Source organism: Haematobacter genomosp. 1 (assembly GCF_002196855.1).
Classification (GTDB): domain Bacteria; phylum Pseudomonadota; class Alphaproteobacteria; order Rhodobacterales; family Rhodobacteraceae; genus Haematobacter.
On sequence record NZ_NIPW01000022.1, the window covers coordinates 39330 to 56377 of the forward strand.

The window sequence follows — 17048 nt, forward strand, 5'->3', positions numbered from 1 at the left end:
GTTCTCACTCCGCCGCGTCGATCCACAGCGCCCCGGTGAGCGGGGCGGCAAGGAAGCGCGCGTTGATCTCGGCCAGAGTGGCGGCGGGGTCAAGGTCGGGGAACAACTCGGGGTGAATCCAGCGGGCCAGCGCCTCGATGGCGACCATGTTGATGGCGGAGATGGTCAGCCCGTGCCAGATGCCGTGCAGCCGCTGCGTGGCAAAGGCGGGCGTCTCCGCGATCCCGGTGCGGGAGGCGGCGGCGCGCAGCCCCTGCCGCGCCGTCTCCGCATCCGCGCCCGGCCCGACGACCAGCCCCCCCGTCGCCGCCAGGTAGCTGCCGCCCGTGGCGATATAGACCTGCGGCGCGCGGGCGATGACATATTCCGCCGACAGAGGCCCCGCCATGCCGGGGATGACCTCGGCCCCGATGTTCTCACCCCCCGCGAAATCGACGAAATCCCCGATGCCCTCGCCCTTGCCGGGGGACAGGCAGCAGCTTCCGCGCCCGGCATGGGCTTCCAGCAGCACGGGGGGGCGGTTGCTTTCGGGCAGGTCCGCCAGCCGCGCGCTGATCCGGGCGATCCGCGCGTCGGCAAAGGCGGCATAGGCGCGCGCCTGCTCCTCCCGCCCGATGAGCTGACCCAGCCGGAGGAGGCCGGCATGCGGCTCCTCCGCCCGGATGGTGGGGGTGAGCGCCAGCACGGCTACGGAAATGCCCGCGGACTCCAGCACCCGGATCGTCGTGGGAGAGCGGTTGTAGAACGGGTCCAGCACCACCAGATCGGGGGAAAGCGCGATCAGCCCCTCCACCGAACCGCCCGCCGCCGGATCGCCGATATCCGGCACCGCCGCGAGGGCAGGGAGCGCCGCCTCCATCTCCGCCCGCGCGCCCGCATCGAGCCGCGCCGCGTTCCAGCCCGCCAGACGTGCGGCCGGATCGGGGTCGATCAGCGCGAGCGCGATGAACCCCATCCCGTCGGTCAGCACGATCCTTTGTGCCGGGTGGGCCAGCGTCACCTGCCGTCCGGCGTCGTCCGTGATGGCCACCTCCGCGCCGCCGGGCAACGGCATCAGGGCCATCAGGCAGACCGCCGCCCATATCCCGGCACGGGCGGTTGTCATGGCCGTCGTTCCTGCCGCCATCCCCCGCGCCACCCATGACCGGCGTCCCGCCTGCTGGGGATGAGCCTGCTGGGGATGAGCCTGCTGGGGATGTGCCTGCTGGGGATGTGCCTGCTGGGGATGTGCCTGCTGGGGATGTGCCTGCTGGGGATGTGCCTGCTGGGGATGTGCCTGCTGGGGATGTGCCTGCTGGGGATGTGCCTGCTGGGGATGTGCCTGCTGGGGATGTGCCTGCTGGGGATGTGCCTGCTGGGGATGTGCCTGCTGGCCCGCCCCGCGTGCGGGGGCGGGCCAGCAGGTCGCAGGGCTGCCCGCTTCCGGCTGCGCGGGGCGGGCCAGCCGCTTCACCATGAGTAGGCGAGGGTGAGCAGCACGCGCCGCTCCGCCCCGAAGGAGCAGGTGCCGTAGCCGTTGCAGGCGGCGACATAGTCCTTGTCGAACAGGTTCGTCACGTTCAGGTTCGCGCGGAGCCCCGCCAGCGACGGATCCTGCGCGCCGAAGTCGTAACCGATGGCGAGATCGACCAGCGTGAAGCTGTCCACCTTGGCGGCCCGGCCCTCGTACGGCCCTTCCGTCGCGCCCCAGACATTGTTGCCGGTGGCATAGGTGGAGCCGACGTAGCGCACGCCGCCGCCCACCGACAGCCCCGGAACGGGGGAGGAGGAGGGCAGGCGGTAGTTGAGCCAGAGCGAGGCGATCTGATCGGGAACGCCGGTCAGATGCTTGTCCACCGAGCGGTCGCCGTTCAGGATGTCCGGGTTGATCGCCGCGTCGGAGGATTCAGTCAGCCGCACCTTCTGATAGGTATAGCTGCCGATCAGGTCCAGCCCCTGCGCCAGCGACGCACGGGCTTCAAGCTCGACACCCTTGGCCTCGGACTTGTTGTCCTGCGTGTAGCAGGTGGAGAAGGCCCCCACATTCGCCGCGCATTCCGCCACGTTGACCGAATCCGCCACCGGCTGGCCGTCCTTGCTGCCGGAGAACAGCGTGATGCCGAAGGACCGGTCGCCCGAGGGAGCGAGATAGCGCAGACCCCCCTCCAGCATCTTGCCGGTGGACGGGTGCAGCACGTCGCCCGAGGCGGTCACGCCCAGCTCCGGCTCGAACGAGGTCGAGTAGTTCACGAAGGGCGCGAAGCCGTTGTCCATCAGATAGACGGTGCCGAGCTGCCAGGACACCTTTGAATCCTTGGCGGAAGAGGAGGTCACCGCCCCGTTCAGCCCGTTCGTCACGCTGGAGCCGGAGCGGATGTCGTCATGACGTAGCCCCGCCATGAAGCGCCACTGCCCGAAGGACGCCTGCTCCTGAAGGTAGAAGCCCGTCTGTTCGAACGGCTGGCGGAAGGCGCGGAAGGGCGTCACCCGGTCGATGTCCAGCCCGTAGACCGGGTCGAAGATGTTGATCGACGGATAGTTGGCCCTGTCCCAGCCGTCGCGGAACCCGCCCGAGAGCTTCTGGTAATCCACCCCCGCCAGCAGCGTGTGATCGACGGAGCCGGTGGAGAATTTCGCCTGCGCATAGGTGTCGAAGGCGGTGGAGTAGGACTGATGGTCGGCCAGATAGATCAGCCGGTTCATCGTCACCTCGTCCGACATCCACGCGAAGTCGAGCGCCTTGGTGGTGCTGTCAAGCTCCCCGTAGCGGAAGCGGCTGTGAACGCTCCAGACCGGGTTGAACTGATGGTCGAACTGGAAGCCGATGGATTTCTGCGTCCGGCTGTATTCCTGCCAGTTCGGATCGCCCTGCCAGAAGGTGGGAGACACGGTGCCATAGCCGGGGATCGGCAGAACGGAGCCGAGCGGCGGCACGAACTGCCCGTCCGGCGCCTTCGGGTCGTGCTGATACATCGCCTGCAGGGTGAACCGCGTGTCATCCGTCGGCGCCCAGGTGAGCGAGGGGGCCACCAGCACGCGTTCATCATGCTGGTAGTCGATCCCCGTCTTGCCCGCACGGCCGAGCGCGATGAAACGATAGGCGAAATCCTCGTTGAGCGGGCCGGTCAGGTCGATGCCCGCCTCCTTCCGCCCGTGGCTGCCGAAGGCCAGGTAGGCGTCCCGCGCGCGGGTGAATTCCGGCTGCTTGGAGACGAGGTTCACGATGCCGCCGGGGGAGCCGGAGCCGAAGAGCGTCGAGGCGGGGCCCTTCACCACTTCCACGCGCTCCAGCATCCATGGGTCGAACTGCACCCCCGTCCGGTCGGGGAAGCGCCAGCGCAGCCCGTCCAGCGTGCTGGCATAGCTCGCATCGGCGGAGAACCCGCCCGAGCCGCGCACGAAATAGCTGTCGAACCGGTCCGATTGCGCCCCGGCGGTGCCGGTGACGATGCCCGGCGTATAGCGCAGCGCCTGGCTGACCGTGGTCGCGCCCTGTTCCTCCATCTGTTCCCGCCCGATGACGTTCACGGTCTGCGGCGTCTCGATCAGCGGGGTATCGGTGCGGGTGGCCGAGGTGGAGACGCGGGGCACGATACCGGCGGGGCCGGTGCCGCTGTTCTGCGCCGTCAGCATGACGGGGGAGAGGACGGTGCCCGATGCCGCGCCGGTTGCGGCGGCGGGGGCCAGGAGGGCCGCGCTGCTTGCCCCCGTACGCTGGAGCGCGATGCCCGTGCCCTCCAGCATCTGCCGCAGCGCCGCTTCGGGCGCGAGGCTGCCGGAGACGGCGCGCGTCGTCACACCCGCGAGCGCCGGGGGATAGGCCACCTGCCAGCCTGTCGCCCGGCCGAAGGCGCTCATTGCGCTGGAAAGCGGTTGCGCCGGGATGGCGATGCTCTGGGCCTGCGCAGCCACGGGCAGCGCTGCCGCCACTCCCAACACCGGCCCCGCCAGCGCCACGCTCAGGAGCAGCCGCGCGATCCCCCGGCTCCGCGCCGTTCGCCGTTCCGTATTCTGCCCGTTCATCTGTCCCTCGTTGTTCTGTCGGGCGCATATGTCGCCCCTTCGGAAACAATGACGTTCAGGCCCTGTCCGCGTCACAAATTTTTCCCGAGTTTTTTACTTTTTCTTTGTTGCTCCACCGCGCGCCGACCGCCCGGTTCACGCATCGGTCCGGTTCGAGCCTCAGTACAGCACCACCGCCCCGCCCGGCAGGTGACGGACGGTGAGGCCCGAAAGCCCAGCCAGCGCCGCCAGCGCGGCATCGGGATCGCGTAGTGAGAAACTGCCCGACACGTTCCGCACCCCTCCCCGCAACAGCATCACAGGCGCCGCCCGGTAGCGCCCGATCTCTGCCACCGCCTGGGCGAGCGGCGCGTCGCTGATCTCCATCCGCCCGCCGAGCCATGCCAGCGCGCTGTCCGTATCGGCCCGTGTGACCGGCGACAGCCCTCCTTCGGCGAGCGCGGTCACGGCCTCGCCCGGCTCCAGCGTCGCCTCGTCCGGGCCGTCGATCTCGTGCACGGCCACGTGGCCCTCGCGGAGCACGACCCGGTCCCCCACCTCATCAAGCCGGACGGTGAACTCCGTGCCGGTCACGCGCACTTCGCCCCGCCTGCCGGTGACGACGAAGGGGTGGAGCGCATCATGGGCCACGTCGAAGAATGCCTCGCCCGCCAGCAGCCGCACATGCCGGACGCCGCCCGTCATCTCCACCGCGATGGCGGAGCCGGTGTTCAGCGTGACCTGTGTTCCGTCGGCCAGTGCGATGCGCTCCTGCTCTCCCGCGCGGGTCGCGTAGTCGGCCTGCCAGGTAATGAGCAGCCGCGGAGCCTGCCAGATCAGGCAGGCGACCAGCAGCACTGCCGCCATCCGGCCTGCAATCGCCAGCCGCTGGCGCGCCTTGCCGGGCCGGTGAACCGGTGGGCGCAGAGGAGGGCGCAGACCGGCGGAAGCGGCACGAAGGGCAGGCGCCTGCCATGTGGCGACAAGGTCGTCGTAAGCGGCGCGATGGCGCGCATCCGCCGCGAGCCAGCGCTCGAACGCCGTCCGGTCCGCAGCAGCCCGGTTGTCACCCAGCCGCAGGAACCAGTCCAGAGCCTGTTCCTCCACCTCGGCGCTTGTCGGTCGGGGCATCAGTCTCCCTCGACCCGGCGCAGCACGTCCCGGCAATGGCCCATGACCAGCTTCATGTCATTATAGACGGTGTTGCGCGACACGCCGAGATCCTCCGCGATCCGGGCATAGCTCCAACCTTCGACATAGGAAAGCCGCCAGACCTCCCGCGCGCGTTCGGGCAGCGCGGCGAGGGCCGCCCGCAGGGCTGTGAGCCGCTGGCGTTCCATGAGGCATGCTTCGGGGGTCGGGGCGTCGGCCGCCACATCCTCAAGCGCGGCGGGGTCAAAGACTTCCGTCTCCACCCGCGCGCGTCTGCGGGCGCGGCGGGCATGGTCCGTTGCGATATTGCGGGCGGTTTCGTTCAGAAAGGCTTCGGGCCGGTTCACCGGCTGGGTCGCGACGGCCCGCGTGAGCTGGACCCAGGCATCCTGCGCGAGATCCTCCGCCGTATGCCAGTGCCCGACGCGCCCGGCCAGCCGCGCGAGCAGGGATCGTCGTCTGAGGAGATAGAGTTCGGTCAGCACGGCACTCTCCCGCGACCCTCCGTGACGGCGGGAGGGGCCAATTCCCGAGAGTTTTACTTCACGCGTCCGGTCAATGACCAGAGACAGTTTGGCGGCGGAGCGGGAAACGGTCGTCGATGCGCCCGATTGCATGTGGGGCGGCGGACAAAGGCAGGCGGAGGGATTCGCAAGGGGCGCGCGGGAGCCGCCTTCGGATCGGCGTCCTCTCGGGACTTTCCGACATGAGCCACCTCCGCCACCACCCGAAAGGCGACGGGTCATGGGCGATGACCGGCTCGGTCGTCGCTCTGCGGCGGATGGGCGGGCCCCGCTACCTCTAACAGGCTGCTGAAAAGGGTTTTTGGCCTGTGTTGGAGCGGAAATCATTCGCAACCTGACGAAATCCGGCCGGAAATCTATACTTACGGGCTGATTTTCCGATTTCCGGCACAGAGGTATGACACTTCGGGAGTTTTTCAGCAGCCCGCTAAAGGGCGGGTCGCAGCAGCCGCGTCTCCGGCAGGTCCGCGACCCTTTACAGGCTGCCCCAGCAATGTTTCAGGTCTGCGCGGGAGTGGGAAATCGCCTGAAACCTGACGAAATCCAAACATTCCGCGGCCGATGCTCCGATGCACAGGGCATAGACATGGTATCCCGGAACTGTTCGGCAGCCTGTTGGATCAGGAAGCGGTTTTAGCCATGCCGCCGCCGATTTGTCCGATCCAGCCGCCCGATCCGCCCCGCCCGTTCCACCGCGCCGGGGCCAGTCCACTCCGGCCACGCCAAGCTGCTGCGTCCGGGCCAGCCGCCCCGCCCGGACCCGTCCTCATGCCGAGGCGACGGGGCTGTCCCGCTCGCTCCCGGAACGGAAGCGGAAGCTCCCTTCGCCCATGCCGATGAGATTACCCGCCGCGTCGCGCACCTCGCCGGTGCAGAAAACGATCTTCCGCCCGCCCGCCTTCATCAGCGCCGTGGCGCGCACGACCCCCTCCTTCACCTGCCCGGTATAGGACACGGTGAGGGACAGGGTGACGGCCGCCTTCGGCTTCGCCGGATCGCCGCTCCATGTCGCGGCATAGCCGCAGGAGGCGTCGAGCAGCGTGGCGATCACCCCGCCGTGCAACACGCCCGAGCGGTTGAGGTGCCGACCGTCCACCTGCATCTCAACCACCGCCCGCCCGTCCGACCATTCGGCGAGCCGGTAGTCCAGCACACCGCGCAAGCCCTCCGGCGTGTTCTCCTGCTTGACGGGAAAGGCGGGGATGGGGGTGTCTTCAGGCATGAACTCGCTCTTCGCTGGTATCGCGCGCGAAGTAGAGATCGTGAAGATGGGAAAGGTCAACCGCTTCTGCGGGTTCGGAGAGGATCACCTTGCCCCCGCGGACCAGATAGACATGGTCCGCGATCTTCAGCGCCTTGTTGGTGTTCTGCTCCACCAGCACGATGGTCCGGCCCTCCTTCTTCAGACGGTCGAGGATCGCCATGACCTCATCCGTCATCACGGGCGACAGCCCGAGGGAGGGTTCGTCCACGAGGATCACCTTCGGCTCCTCCATCAGCCCGCGCCCCATGGCGAGCATCTGTGCCTCGCCGCCGGAGAGAGAGCTGGCGAGCTGATGGCGGCGCTCCTTCAGGCGGGGGAACATGTCATAGGCCATTTCCAGATTGCGCGGCACTTTCGGGCGGCACCGTTCGATGAAGCCGCCGATCAGCAGGTTGTCCTCCACCGTCATGTCGCGGAAGATCATCCGGCCCTCCGGGATCATCGCGATACCGTCCTTGACCAGCGTCCAGGTGGGCGTCCCCGCGACATTCCGCCCGGCAAAGCGGATCTCGCCCGAGCGGACGGGGATCAGCCCCATGATCGCCCGCATGAGCGTGGTCTTGCCGCCGCCGTTCGGGCCGAGGATGCAGGTGAGCTTGCCCTCCTCCACCGAGAGGGAGATGTCCCACAGCACGTTGATCGCCCCGTAGCCGGCGCGGACCTTGTCGATTTCAAGCAGCTTCGCCACCGGTATAGCTCCTGATCACTTCGGGGTTGCGGAACACGTCGTCAGGGGTGCCGTCGGCGATGAGGCGGCCGAAGTTCAGCACGATGACGCGCGGACAGGTGTTGGAGATCGTCTCGATGTCATGCTCCACCATCAGCAGGGCCAGCCCGAACCGCGCGCGCGCCTCGTCCAGCGTCTGCATGAAGGCGCGCTTGCCCGCCGTTTCCAGCCCGGCGAGCACTTCGTCCAGCATGAGCAGCCGCGGATTGGTGGCGAGCGCCTTGCCCACCTCCAGCGCCTTCTGCTCCGTCAGCGCGAGAGAGGTGGCGGCATCCATGTCCGCCTTGTGGCCGAGGCGGGTTATGTCGAGGATCTCGGCGATCTTCTCCGCATCGACGCGGCCGGTGCCGAAGCGCTGCGCGACGATCAGGTTCTCCCGCACCGTCAGTTCGTGCATCGGCTGCGGCACCTGGAACGCCCGGCCAAGGCCGATGCGCGCGCGTTTGTGGATGGGCATGCCGATCAGGTTGTGCCCGGAGAAGGAGAGCGTCCCCTTCGTCGGCCGCACGAGACCGGAGACGGCGTTGAACAGCGTGGTCTTGCCCGCTCCGTTCGGACCGACGAGGCCGATCACTTCCTTCTCCGCCAGCGAGAAGCTGACATCCGAAACGGCGACGAGCCCGCCGAAGGCGACGGTGACCCCATCAAGCGCGAGCATGGCTGCCCCCCCTGGTGAAACGATCCCGGATCCAGGGCAGCAGGCCCTGCGGCGAGACGATGACGATCACGGCCAGCAGCGCGCCGAGGATGAGCTGGTGGCCGGCGGGCAGGATCTGCTTGAACACGAACTGATCCACCAGATAGACGACCATCGCGCCGGCGAGCGGACCCCAGAGCGTCCGGTAGCCGCCGAAGATCGCCGCGACGATGGCGAGCGTCGTCCAGCTTCCGTTGAAGGCGTATTCCGGTTCGAGGAAGTTGATATAATGCGCGTTGAACGCGCCCATCATCCCCGCGAAGAACGCCGAGAGCAGCAGGATCAGCGCCTTCAGCAGCGTGGCGTTCACGCCGACGACACGGGTGGCGTCCTCGCTCTCATGCATCGCGCGGAGAGCGAGACCCTCGGGGCTGCGGCGCACCAGCGCATAGATCAGCATGCTGAACAGGACGAGCGACAGCACCACGAAATACCCGCCGAGCGGCGTGCCGAAGTCGATGCTCCCGATCTTGGGCAGGCGGGGGATCGACAGGATGCCGCCCGCGCCGTTGGTGAGCCAGCGCATCTCGGTCGCGAGGATGCGGAAGATCTCGGCAAAGGCCAGCATGGCGAGGGCGAAATACGGCCCCCGGAGCCGCAGCGCGGGCATGGTCACGATGGACGCGGCCGAGGCGATCAGCCCCGCCACCGGCATGGCCAGAAACACCGGCCAGCCCGCCTTCATCACCAGAAGGGCGGAGGCATAGGCCCCGACGCCGAAGAACGCGGCCTGGCCGAAGCTGACCATGCCGCCCAGATTGCCGAGCATGGCCCAGGAAACCGCGATGCCCGCGATGGTGAGCGCCGCGACGATGATGCCCATCACATAGGTATTCGTGGCAAAGACCAGCGGGACGGCGATATAGGCGAGGGCGAGAAAGACGATGAGTGCGATATGTTTCATCCGCGCCTCCTCGCACGGCCGAAGAGCCCGGAGGGCATGACGAGAAGAACGACGAGGAACAGGACCATCCCCGCCATCGGCTGCAGCGCGGAGGACCAGAGCGTTGCCGTCAGGCTTTCAGCGATACCGATCAGGATGGCGCCCACCAGCACACCCGGCACGGAGCCGAGACCCGCCAGAACGGTGATGACGAACGCCTTGATGGTCAGCGCATGGCCGACGGAGGGCTGGATCACCTGCCCGGTATAGAGCGCCACGCCCGCGATGGCGGCAAGCAGCCCGGCCACGCCGAAGGAGAGAACCTCCGTCGTGCGCGGGTTGATGCCCATGAGCTTGGCCGCATCCCGATTGGACGACACGGCGCGGAGCGCCCGGCCATACCAGCTCCGGTTGAGCCACCACCAGACGGCGGCGACCATGACCGCGCCCGCCAGCGCCGCCAGCACCTCCGCCTTCATGGCATAGAAGGTATCGGCCATCACGAAGGGCTCGTGGTACCAGGCGACGTTGGTGGAGCGCACGTCCGCCGACCAGATGAGTAGGATCGCGTTGGTAAGCGCGATGCCGATGCCGAAAGTCAGGATCAGGGAGTTGATCTCCCGGTCCGTCTTGATGCGGGTGAGCAGCAGATAGACGAGCACGCTGGTGAGCGACACGATCACCACGGCGAAGGGAAGCGCCCAGATCGGGTTGAGGCCGTATTGCGACTCCGCCGTATAGGCGATGTAACCCGCGAGGAGCACGAGCTCCCCATGGGCGAGGTTGATGATCCGCATCGTCCCGAAGACGAGCGCGAGACCGAGGGCGATCAGCGCGTAGTAGGCGCCGACCAGAACCCCAGAATACAGGGACTGGATGATGAGTTCTGTCATGGTCTTTCCGTGGAACGCGCCGTTACCAGGCGACGCCGGGGAAGGTGGCGGGGCCGGTCTGGGCCTCGGGCGGCCAGACGATGGGGATCTGTCCGGCCTGATGCTGGCCGATCCGGTGCGAGAAATTCACGTTGTCGCCGCCCTCGTCGAAGCGGACGGTGCCGATCAGCGTCTCATGTTCCTTGCCGCGGAGGGCGCGGATGATGCCTTCGGTGGAGGGATCGCCCGCGTCATAGGCCTCCGCCACCGCGTTGAACAGCAGGGTGGACTGCACATAGCCGTAGATGCCGAGGTAATCGACATCCTTGCCGAACATCTGCGCATAGACTTCCGCAAAGACACGCTCCTGCTCTGTCAGGAACTTCGGCGGGAAGGAGACGGTGGAGGTGCCGTAGACGTTGTTCATCAGCTCGGGGAAGTCCCGCCACATCTTGGTGGTGGTGAGCGACCAGACCCCGCCGATGGCCTTGACATCCGGGGTGAAGACGCGGGCGGCGCGGATGATCCCGACATAGTCGTTCTCATAGCCGATCATCGCGATGGCCTCCGATCGGTCGATGACCTTGATCTTGTGCATGATCGGCTTGAAGTCGGTCACGGAGGCGTCGAACGGGTGCATGGTCACCGCGATGCCGCTTGCCTGCCAGTCCTTCTCCAGCATGCGGGCCACTTCCTGCGTGGCCTCCCGCGTGGAGTAGAGCACGGAGACGGAACGGATGCCCTGATCGCGGTAGAATCCGGCCAGCGCCTTGGCATAGCCCGCCGCGTTGTTGATGCGGAAGAAGGTCTTGAGACCCCGGTGGCTCAGTTCCGTGGCCACCCCGCCGGAGGTGATATAGACCTTGCCCAACCGCTCCGCCGTGTCGGAGGCCGGTCCGATGATGTTGGAGCCGTAGCCGCCGGTAAAGGCGATCGCCCCCTCGGAGTTCAGCTTCTCGATTGCCGCGATGGCCTTGGCCGGCTGGGTTTCGTCGTCCACGGTGATGACCTTTACCGTGTGGCGGCCGTTGGTGCGGTTGAAGATCTCGGCGGCGACCTGGATCCCCTCGTTCATGCCCTGGCCCACGCGGGCCAGCGGGCCGGTGAGCGGCAGTTCCGATCCGATGATGAATTCCGCCGCACGCGCACCTGTCGCGCCGCCAAGTCCGACCGTCAGCGCGAGCGCCGAGGCCGCGAGAAGTCTCAGCATTCTTTCTCCTCCCCCAAGGGTCATGTCAGGTGTCGCCCCGCGCCATCGCGGCGAGGCGGTTCTTCAGGATCTTGCCCGTTGCCCCTGCGGGCAGCGCCTGCATCACCACGTAGTCGCTGGGATGCTTGTAGGGCGCGAGATTGGCCGCCACGTGGGCCTTCAGCGCGTCGAGATCGAGCGCCACCTCCGGCGCGGGTTCGAGAAAGGCCACGACCTCCTCGTTCCCGGCCTCTGCCGGGCGCCCGACGACGGCGGATTGCGTGATGCCGGGGAAGGCGTTCAGCACGGCCTCCACCTCCACCGGATAGACGTTGAAGCCGGAACGGATGATGAGTTCCTTCGACCGGCCCACGATGAACACCGCTCCGTCAGGATCGATCCGCGCGAAATCGCCCGTGTTCAGCCAGCCATCGGGAGAGAGCACCTGCGCCGTCAGGTCCGGGGCGTGATAATAGCCCTTCATGATGCCGGGGCCGCGTGCCCAGAGCTCGCCGATCCCGCCTTCCGGCGCATCCTTGCCGTCCGGCCCCACGAGGCGGAGTTCCACGCCGGGAAGCGCGGGCCCCACGGACACGTCCGCGCGCCGGGTGCCCCAGATCATGCCGGTCAGCGTGGGCGAGGCCTCCGTCAGCCCGTAGCCGTTCAGGACGGGAAGCCCGAAGAGCGCCTCCGTCCGCGCCTTCACCACCGGATCGAGCGGCGAGCCGCCCGAGGACAGGACGCGGAGCGCCGGGATGGAAAGGCGCGCCTCCGTCCCCAGCAGCTCGATGAAGCGCGCATACATCGCGGGCACGCCGAGGAAGCAGGTGATCCGCCCCGATTGCAGATCCTCCAGCACCTTGCGGGCGGAGAAACGCGGCATGAACTCAAGGCTCGCGCCCGAGGTCAGCGAGCACAGGAACACCGAGGACAGCCCATAGACATGCGACATCGGCAGCACCGCATAGACCACGTCCTGCGGGCGCATCTGGCGGGTGGCGGCGGACAGGCTTCCGATCGACAGCAGGTTCCGGTGGGTGAGCATCACGCCCTTCGGCTTGCCCGTGGTGCCGGAGGTGTAGATGAGCGCGGCCACCTGCTCGCCCGTCGGGTCCACCGGCTCGGGCAGCGTCGTCTCGTTCAGCGGGCCGATGGCGATGCGGCCCAGATGGGGCACGTCGATCTCCGCGATGCCGGCATGGGCGGCATGCTGCGCCGCATCCGGGGACACTTCGACGGTATAGATCACGCGGCGCGCGCCGGAATGCGCGCGGATCGTCTCAAGCTCACCCTCCGAGAGCCGCGCGTTGATCGTGGCCAGCCACACGTCGATCGTGCCCGCCGCCAGCAGCAGCAGGGCGAGCGCGATGCCGTTCTCGTTCACGACCATGAGCCGGTCTCCCGGCCGCAATCCCTGATCGGTGAGCCAGCGGGCGGTGTCCCGGATCGCCGCGGCGGCTTCGCCATAGGTCAGGCGGCGGTCACCCTCCACCAGCGCGGTGGCGTCGGGGGTGCGCTCCGCCCAGTCGAAGACCACATCGGCCAGCCGGGGCGGCAGCGTCTTCAGGGCGGCGAAGGCGCGGGCGCGGGTGGCCTCCGCAGCCGCTGCCGGGGTCTTTGGTTCGGCAATGTCTCCATGCGATGTCATCGCGTCTCTCCAGTGTCAGCGTCGGCCAGCGGGCGGCTGGCCCGGTATCAGCGCCGGGCGAGGCTCGCCTCGATCCGACCGACGGTTTCGACAAGGCGGGGGCCGAAATCCGCCGCCAGCCGGTCCGCCGGCATGACGAGCGCGGGCGCCCCGCAGTTGAACGACAGCACGCCGCGCCCGCCGGAAAGCGGGATGGCGCGTCCGACGGAATGGATCGTGCTTTGCCAGGCGCCGGTCGTCTGGGTGAAACCCAGCGTCGCGTGGTCGCGCATTCCGTCCTCTATCTCCTTGCGCACGGCGGGCCAGTCCACGCCGTGGCGGGCCTTCAGCAGGTCCATCGCCTCCGTGCGGTCCGCCTCCGGTGCGACGGCAAACCACGCCTTGCCCATGGAGGTGGTGCCAAGCGGTATGCGCGAGCCCACCTCGAGGTTCAGCTTGAGCGGCCCGCGCCCGCGCGCAGTTTCCACATAGACCATGGCGGCCCGGTGCCTGCGGCCCATGGAGACGGATGCGTCCGTCTCCAGCGCCAGCGTCTGCATGAAGGGCCGCGCCACCTCCCGGAAATCCAGCGAGGAAAGCGCGCTGTAGCCCAGAGACAGCACGCCGATGTCCAGCCGGTACTTGCCCGTCGCCTCATCGGCGCGGAGGTAGCCCAGCTCGGTAAGGGTATGGGTCATCCGGCAGACGGTGGCCTTGGGCAGGCCCGTCCGTCGCGCGATGTCCTGATTGCCCAGCGTCCGGTCCGCGCCGCCAAAGGCGCGCAGCACATCCAGACCGCGGGCCAGCGCGGTGACGAACATGCGGTCCCGATTGCCGGGCTGCGTTTCAGGCTCGAGTCCCGCCTCCCGCGGCATCATCCCGTCCTCCTTCTCCTCCTCCGAGGGGATGGCACGACGCCGGCGGGAATGTCAAAGTAAAATGGAACATGATTTCGCACAGCGAAACTATTTTGTCGGACGACCTAATTCTGCACCGCAGAACTGAGCCGCGTTGAGCGAAATCCGGGTGAATGGCGGTTTGTCAGCCCCCGACTCGGCCGGTCAGGCTCCGTGCGATATCGGTCAGGCGCGGCCGGACTTCCGAGAGCAGGAAGTCCGGCGGGGTCATCACGGTCGGCGCGCCGCAGTTCAGCACCATCGGCGGCAGCCCGCCACCGGGGTGAAAGCCCACCGCGATGCCGCTCACCTTTTCCTGCCAATCGCCAAAGGCGGTGGCGCAGCCATATTGCTCGTAATCCCGCAGACCCTTCTCGATCCCCGCGCGCAACCGGGGCCAGGCGCTTTCGTCGATGGCGCGAATCTCGTCCATCAGATCGTCCCGTTCACGGCTGTCGCAGACGGCGAGATAGGCCCGCCCCATGGCACTGCGGCTGAGCGACATCCGGGTGCCGATTTCCACGTTCAGAAGGATGGTCGCCCTGCCGTGGCAGCATTCGACATAGCGCATGGAGAGCCTGTCCCGCACCCCCAGCCCGGCAGAGGCATTGGCGAAATGGGCCAGATCCTGCAACCTTTCCCGCGCCAGCGCCCGGATGTTCAGCCCCCCGAGCACCACGGAGGCCAGCCCCATGAGCGCCGGGCCGTGCCGGTATTTGCCATGCGCCTCCGAATAGGTGAGATACCCCCGGCGGGTCAGCGTATGCGTCAACCGCGAGACGGTGGACTTGGGCAGGCCGCAGCGTTCGGCGATCTCCGTATTGCCCAGAAACTCCTCCCCCCGCTTGAAGCTGGACAGAACATCCAGCCCGCGCGCCAGGGCGGTGATGAAGCTCCTGTCGTCTTCCTCGGAGGAAAAATTCTGGGATCGGCTTGCCACTGACTGCTCCTTGCGATGAAGTTCCCATTTGTCCGCAGCGTCACATCGAGTCAACGCAATTCCGTCAGGTGGAACAATACACGCCCAATAAAGCGGCGACTTGGGGTTTGACACTGCGCGATTTTGGGAGCACAAATTCCGACCAGCAGATAATTGTTCTGCACAGCGGAACGTGGAGGAAATGCCGTGAACGATTCGACGATGCCCGCAGCCGAAGCCACCAGCTATGCCGCCGAAGGGGGCGTCGCGCTGATCACGCTGACCTCTCCGCCGGTGAATGCGCTTTCGGCGAAGATGCGGCAGGGCATCCTCGACGGTCTTGCCCGCGCGGGGGCCGACCCGGACGTGCGCGCCGTGGTGATCACGGGCGCGGGCCGGATCTTCTGCGCCGGGGCGGATATCACGGAATTCGGCAAACCGCCGGTCGCGCCCACTCTGCCCGATTTGCTCTCCGGGGTGGAGGAAAGCGTCAAGCCCGTCGTCGCCGCCGTCAACGGCGCGGCGCTCGGGGGTGGATGTGAGCTCACGCTGGCCTGTCATGGCCGCGTGGGCTCCGCCGCCGCGGCGATCGGTCTGCCGGAGATCAAGCTTGGCATCATTCCGGGTGCGGGCGGCACGCAGCGTCTGCCCCGCATCCTCGCGCCCGCCGATGCCTTCGCCATGATGCTGAAGGGCGATCCGGTGAAGGCGCCGAAAGCGAAGGCGCTCGGCCTGCTGGACGAGGTGGTGGAGGCCGATGATCTGCTTCCCGCCGCGCGCCGTCTCGCACTGGCCTTCGCCGACAAGGGCGATTGGCCCGTGACCGGCCAGCGCCGCGTCGAGAGCAGCCCGGAGGCCCGCGCGGCCTTTGACGCGGCTGCCGCCGAGGCGCGGAAGAAATCCGGCGACCTGCTGAATACCGGCGCGCTGATCCGCTCGGTGGAAGCCGCCTTCGACAAGCCGCTTGCCGAGGGCCTCGCCGTGGAGCGGGAGGAGTTCAAGACCCTCGTCGCTTCCGATCAGTCGAAGGCGCTGCGCCACGTCTTCTTCGCCGAGCGCGCCGCCGGCCGTGTGCCGGGTATCGGCAAGGACGTGAAGCCCCGCAAGGTGGAGAAGGTCGCCGTGATCGGCGCCGGCACGATGGGCGCGGGCATCTCCATGGCCTTTGCCAATGCGGGGATTGCGGTCCGCGTGATCGAGACGTCGGAGGAGCTGCTCGCCAAGGGGCTGGAGCGGATCCGGGGCACCTATGCGGCTTCCGTCAAGCGCGGCTCGCTGTCAGAGGCCGACCTTCAGAAGCGCATGGCGCTGATCGAGGGGCAGGTGGGCCTTTCCGCCGCCGGTGAGGCCGACATGATCATCGAGGCCGCTTTCGAGGATATGGGCGTCAAGCGCGAGATCTTCGGGGAGCTGGCCCGCGTGGCCAAGCCGGGCGCGGTGATCGCGACCAATACATCCTATCTCGACGTGAACGAAATTGCTGCCGCCGCGCCGGGACGCGAGGCGGATGTGATCGGGCTGCACTTCTTCTCCCCCGCCAATGTGATGCGGCTCTTGGAGGTTGTGCGCGGCGACAGGACCGCGCCGGATGTGCTGGAAACCGGCCTGACCATCGGGCGCAAGATCGGAAAGCTGCCCGTGGTCTCCGGTGTCTGCTTCGGCTTCATCGGCAACCGGATGCTGGCCCAGCGGACCCGCGCGGCGGAGCGTCTGCTCCTGTCCGGCGTCAGCCCGTCGGAGGTCGATGACGCGATCACCGGCTTCGGTTTCCGCATGGGGCAGTTCGCCATGCTGGACCTTGCGGGCATCGACATCGGCTGGCGCACGCGCAAGGCGTTCGGCGGCTTCGCCCCGATCGGCGACCGGCTGGCGGAGATGGGGCGGTTCGGACAGAAGACGGGCCGCGGCTTCTACCTTTACCCGGAAGGCGCGCGGAAGGGCGTGCCGGACCCGGAAGTAACTCAGATCATCGCCGAGGAGGCGAAGGCCCGCGGTGTCTCGCCCGAGACGCTGACCGGCGATGAGATCGTGGAGCGCCTGTTCTACCCGATGGTGAACGAGGGTGCCCGCATTCTGGAGGAGGGGATTTCCTACCGCCCCTCCGACATCGACCTTGTCTGGATCAACGGCTACGGCTGGCCCTCCTGGACGGGCGGGCCGATGTTCTGGGCCGATGGCGTCGGGCTCGACAGGATCGTGGCCTCGCTCGAGGCGCAGGCGAAGCGGTTCGACGCGCCGGAACTGGAACCTGCGCCACTGCTCCGCCGTCTTGCCGAAGAAGGCAAGGGTTTCCAATCGCTTAAGGAAGGCGCGTGAG

General features: G+C 67.7%; 15 protein-coding genes. 2 read left to right on the top strand and 13 right to left on the bottom strand.

Annotated elements, in window-relative coordinates; translation table 11 throughout:
- Nucleotides 1–4: 4 nt before the first annotated feature.
- A complete protein-coding gene (locus CDV49_RS11615) occupies nucleotides 5–1105 on the bottom strand; it encodes an ABC transporter substrate-binding protein (RefSeq protein ID WP_179209183.1) in 1101 nt (366 codons plus the stop codon).
- Between the two features lie 75 nt (nucleotides 1106–1180).
- Between CDV49_RS11615 and CDV49_RS11620 the strand changes: the two genes are divergently transcribed.
- Nucleotides 1181–1462, top strand: coding sequence for a hypothetical protein (locus tag CDV49_RS11620; protein WP_088215613.1), 282 nt, complete (start codon nucleotides 1181–1183; stop codon nucleotides 1460–1462).
- On the opposite strand, the gene CDV49_RS11625 is transcribed toward CDV49_RS11620, so the two are convergent.
- From CDV49_RS11625 to CDV49_RS11685, 12 genes are all read right to left on the bottom strand, one after another.
- The gene (locus CDV49_RS11625; RefSeq protein ID WP_088215614.1) at nucleotides 1450–4002 is read right to left on the bottom strand and encodes a TonB-dependent siderophore receptor; all 2553 of its coding nucleotides are present in this window, start codon (nucleotides 4000–4002) and stop codon (nucleotides 1450–1452) included. The two genes, CDV49_RS11620 and CDV49_RS11625, sit on opposite strands and share 13 nt — an antisense overlap.
- A gap of 159 nt (nucleotides 4003–4161) precedes the next feature.
- Nucleotides 4162–5112 (bottom strand): FecR family protein, encoded by a 951-nt coding sequence (locus tag CDV49_RS11630; RefSeq protein ID WP_088215615.1) that lies wholly within the window; start codon nucleotides 5110–5112, stop codon nucleotides 4162–4164.
- Nucleotides 5112–5618 carry an RNA polymerase sigma factor gene (locus CDV49_RS11635; protein WP_218821948.1) on the bottom strand — a complete coding sequence of 169 codons (507 nt, stop codon included), beginning with the start codon at nucleotides 5616–5618 and terminating at the stop codon, nucleotides 5112–5114. Before CDV49_RS11635 ends, CDV49_RS11630 begins: the two co-directional genes overlap by 1 nt.
- Before the next feature lie 805 nt (nucleotides 5619–6423).
- Complete coding sequence (locus CDV49_RS11645) at nucleotides 6424–6879, bottom strand: PaaI family thioesterase (protein ID WP_088215618.1); 456 nt, start codon at nucleotides 6877–6879, stop codon at nucleotides 6424–6426.
- Nucleotides 6872–7609 (bottom strand): ABC transporter ATP-binding protein, encoded by a 738-nt coding sequence (locus CDV49_RS11650; protein WP_218821949.1) that lies wholly within the window; start codon nucleotides 7607–7609, stop codon nucleotides 6872–6874. Before CDV49_RS11650 ends, CDV49_RS11645 begins: the two co-directional genes overlap by 8 nt.
- Nucleotides 7593–8306 carry an ABC transporter ATP-binding protein gene (locus tag CDV49_RS11655; protein WP_088215619.1) on the bottom strand — a complete coding sequence of 238 codons (714 nt, stop codon included), beginning with the start codon at nucleotides 8304–8306 and terminating at the stop codon, nucleotides 7593–7595. Before CDV49_RS11655 ends, CDV49_RS11650 begins: the two co-directional genes overlap by 17 nt.
- Entirely contained in the window at nucleotides 8293–9249 is a 957-nt protein-coding gene (locus CDV49_RS11660; protein WP_088215620.1) for a branched-chain amino acid ABC transporter permease, read from the bottom strand. The genes CDV49_RS11655 and CDV49_RS11660 overlap by 14 nt, the downstream gene beginning before the upstream one ends.
- Nucleotides 9246–10121 (bottom strand): branched-chain amino acid ABC transporter permease, encoded by an 876-nt coding sequence (locus CDV49_RS11665; RefSeq protein WP_088215621.1) that lies wholly within the window; start codon nucleotides 10119–10121, stop codon nucleotides 9246–9248. The genes CDV49_RS11660 and CDV49_RS11665 overlap by 4 nt, the downstream gene beginning before the upstream one ends.
- Nucleotides 10122–10143: 22 nt before the next feature.
- Nucleotides 10144–11310, bottom strand: a complete 1167-nt coding sequence (locus CDV49_RS11670; protein WP_218821950.1) for an ABC transporter substrate-binding protein — start codon at nucleotides 11308–11310, stop codon at nucleotides 10144–10146.
- A gap of 25 nt (nucleotides 11311–11335) precedes the next feature.
- Nucleotides 11336–12937 (bottom strand): class I adenylate-forming enzyme family protein, encoded by a 1602-nt coding sequence (locus CDV49_RS11675; RefSeq protein ID WP_088215623.1) that lies wholly within the window; start codon nucleotides 12935–12937, stop codon nucleotides 11336–11338.
- Between the two features lie 47 nt (nucleotides 12938–12984).
- Entirely contained in the window at nucleotides 12985–13794 is an 810-nt protein-coding gene (locus tag CDV49_RS11680; protein WP_088215624.1) for an IclR family transcriptional regulator, read from the bottom strand.
- Nucleotides 13795–13957: 163 nt separating this feature from the next.
- A complete protein-coding gene (locus CDV49_RS11685; RefSeq protein ID WP_088215625.1) occupies nucleotides 13958–14752 on the bottom strand; it encodes an IclR family transcriptional regulator in 795 nt (264 codons plus the stop codon).
- Between the two features lie 186 nt (nucleotides 14753–14938).
- Here CDV49_RS11685 and CDV49_RS11690 point away from each other — a divergent pair, with 186 nt between their 5' ends.
- Nucleotides 14939–17047, top strand: a complete 2109-nt coding sequence (locus tag CDV49_RS11690; RefSeq protein ID WP_218821951.1) for a 3-hydroxyacyl-CoA dehydrogenase NAD-binding domain-containing protein — start codon at nucleotides 14939–14941, stop codon at nucleotides 17045–17047.
- The last annotated feature ends 1 nt before the right edge of the window (nucleotide 17048 follow it).

Bases quoted from the DNA above. Each gene is read 5' to 3' on its own strand.
- CDV49_RS11615 (WP_179209183.1), bottom strand. From the start codon at position 1,105: ATGACAACCGCCCGTGCCGGGATATGGGCGGCGGTCTGCCTGATGGCC.
- CDV49_RS11660 (WP_088215620.1), bottom strand. From the start codon at position 9,249: ATGAAACATATCGCACTCATCGTCTTTCTCGCCCTCGCCTATATCGCC.
- CDV49_RS11630 (WP_088215615.1), bottom strand. From the start codon at position 5,112: ATGCCCCGACCGACAAGCGCCGAGGTGGAGGAACAGGCTCTGGACTGG.
- CDV49_RS11620 (WP_088215613.1), top strand. From the start codon at position 1,181: ATGAGCCTGCTGGGGATGTGCCTGCTGGGGATGTGCCTGCTGGGGATG.
- CDV49_RS11670 (WP_218821950.1), bottom strand. From the start codon at position 11,310: ATGCTGAGACTTCTCGCGGCCTCGGCGCTCGCGCTGACGGTCGGACTT.
- CDV49_RS11680 (WP_088215624.1), bottom strand. From the start codon at position 13,794: ATGATGCCGCGGGAGGCGGGACTCGAGCCTGAAACGCAGCCCGGCAAT.
- CDV49_RS11645 (WP_088215618.1), bottom strand. From the start codon at position 6,879: ATGCCTGAAGACACCCCCATCCCCGCCTTTCCCGTCAAGCAGGAGAAC.
- CDV49_RS11665 (WP_088215621.1), bottom strand. From the start codon at position 10,121: ATGACAGAACTCATCATCCAGTCCCTGTATTCTGGGGTTCTGGTCGGC.
- CDV49_RS11655 (WP_088215619.1), bottom strand. From the start codon at position 8,306: ATGCTCGCGCTTGATGGGGTCACCGTCGCCTTCGGCGGGCTCGTCGCC.
- CDV49_RS11625 (WP_088215614.1), bottom strand. From the start codon at position 4,002: ATGAACGGGCAGAATACGGAACGGCGAACGGCGCGGAGCCGGGGGATC.
- CDV49_RS11675 (WP_088215623.1), bottom strand. From the start codon at position 12,937: ATGACATCGCATGGAGACATTGCCGAACCAAAGACCCCGGCAGCGGCT.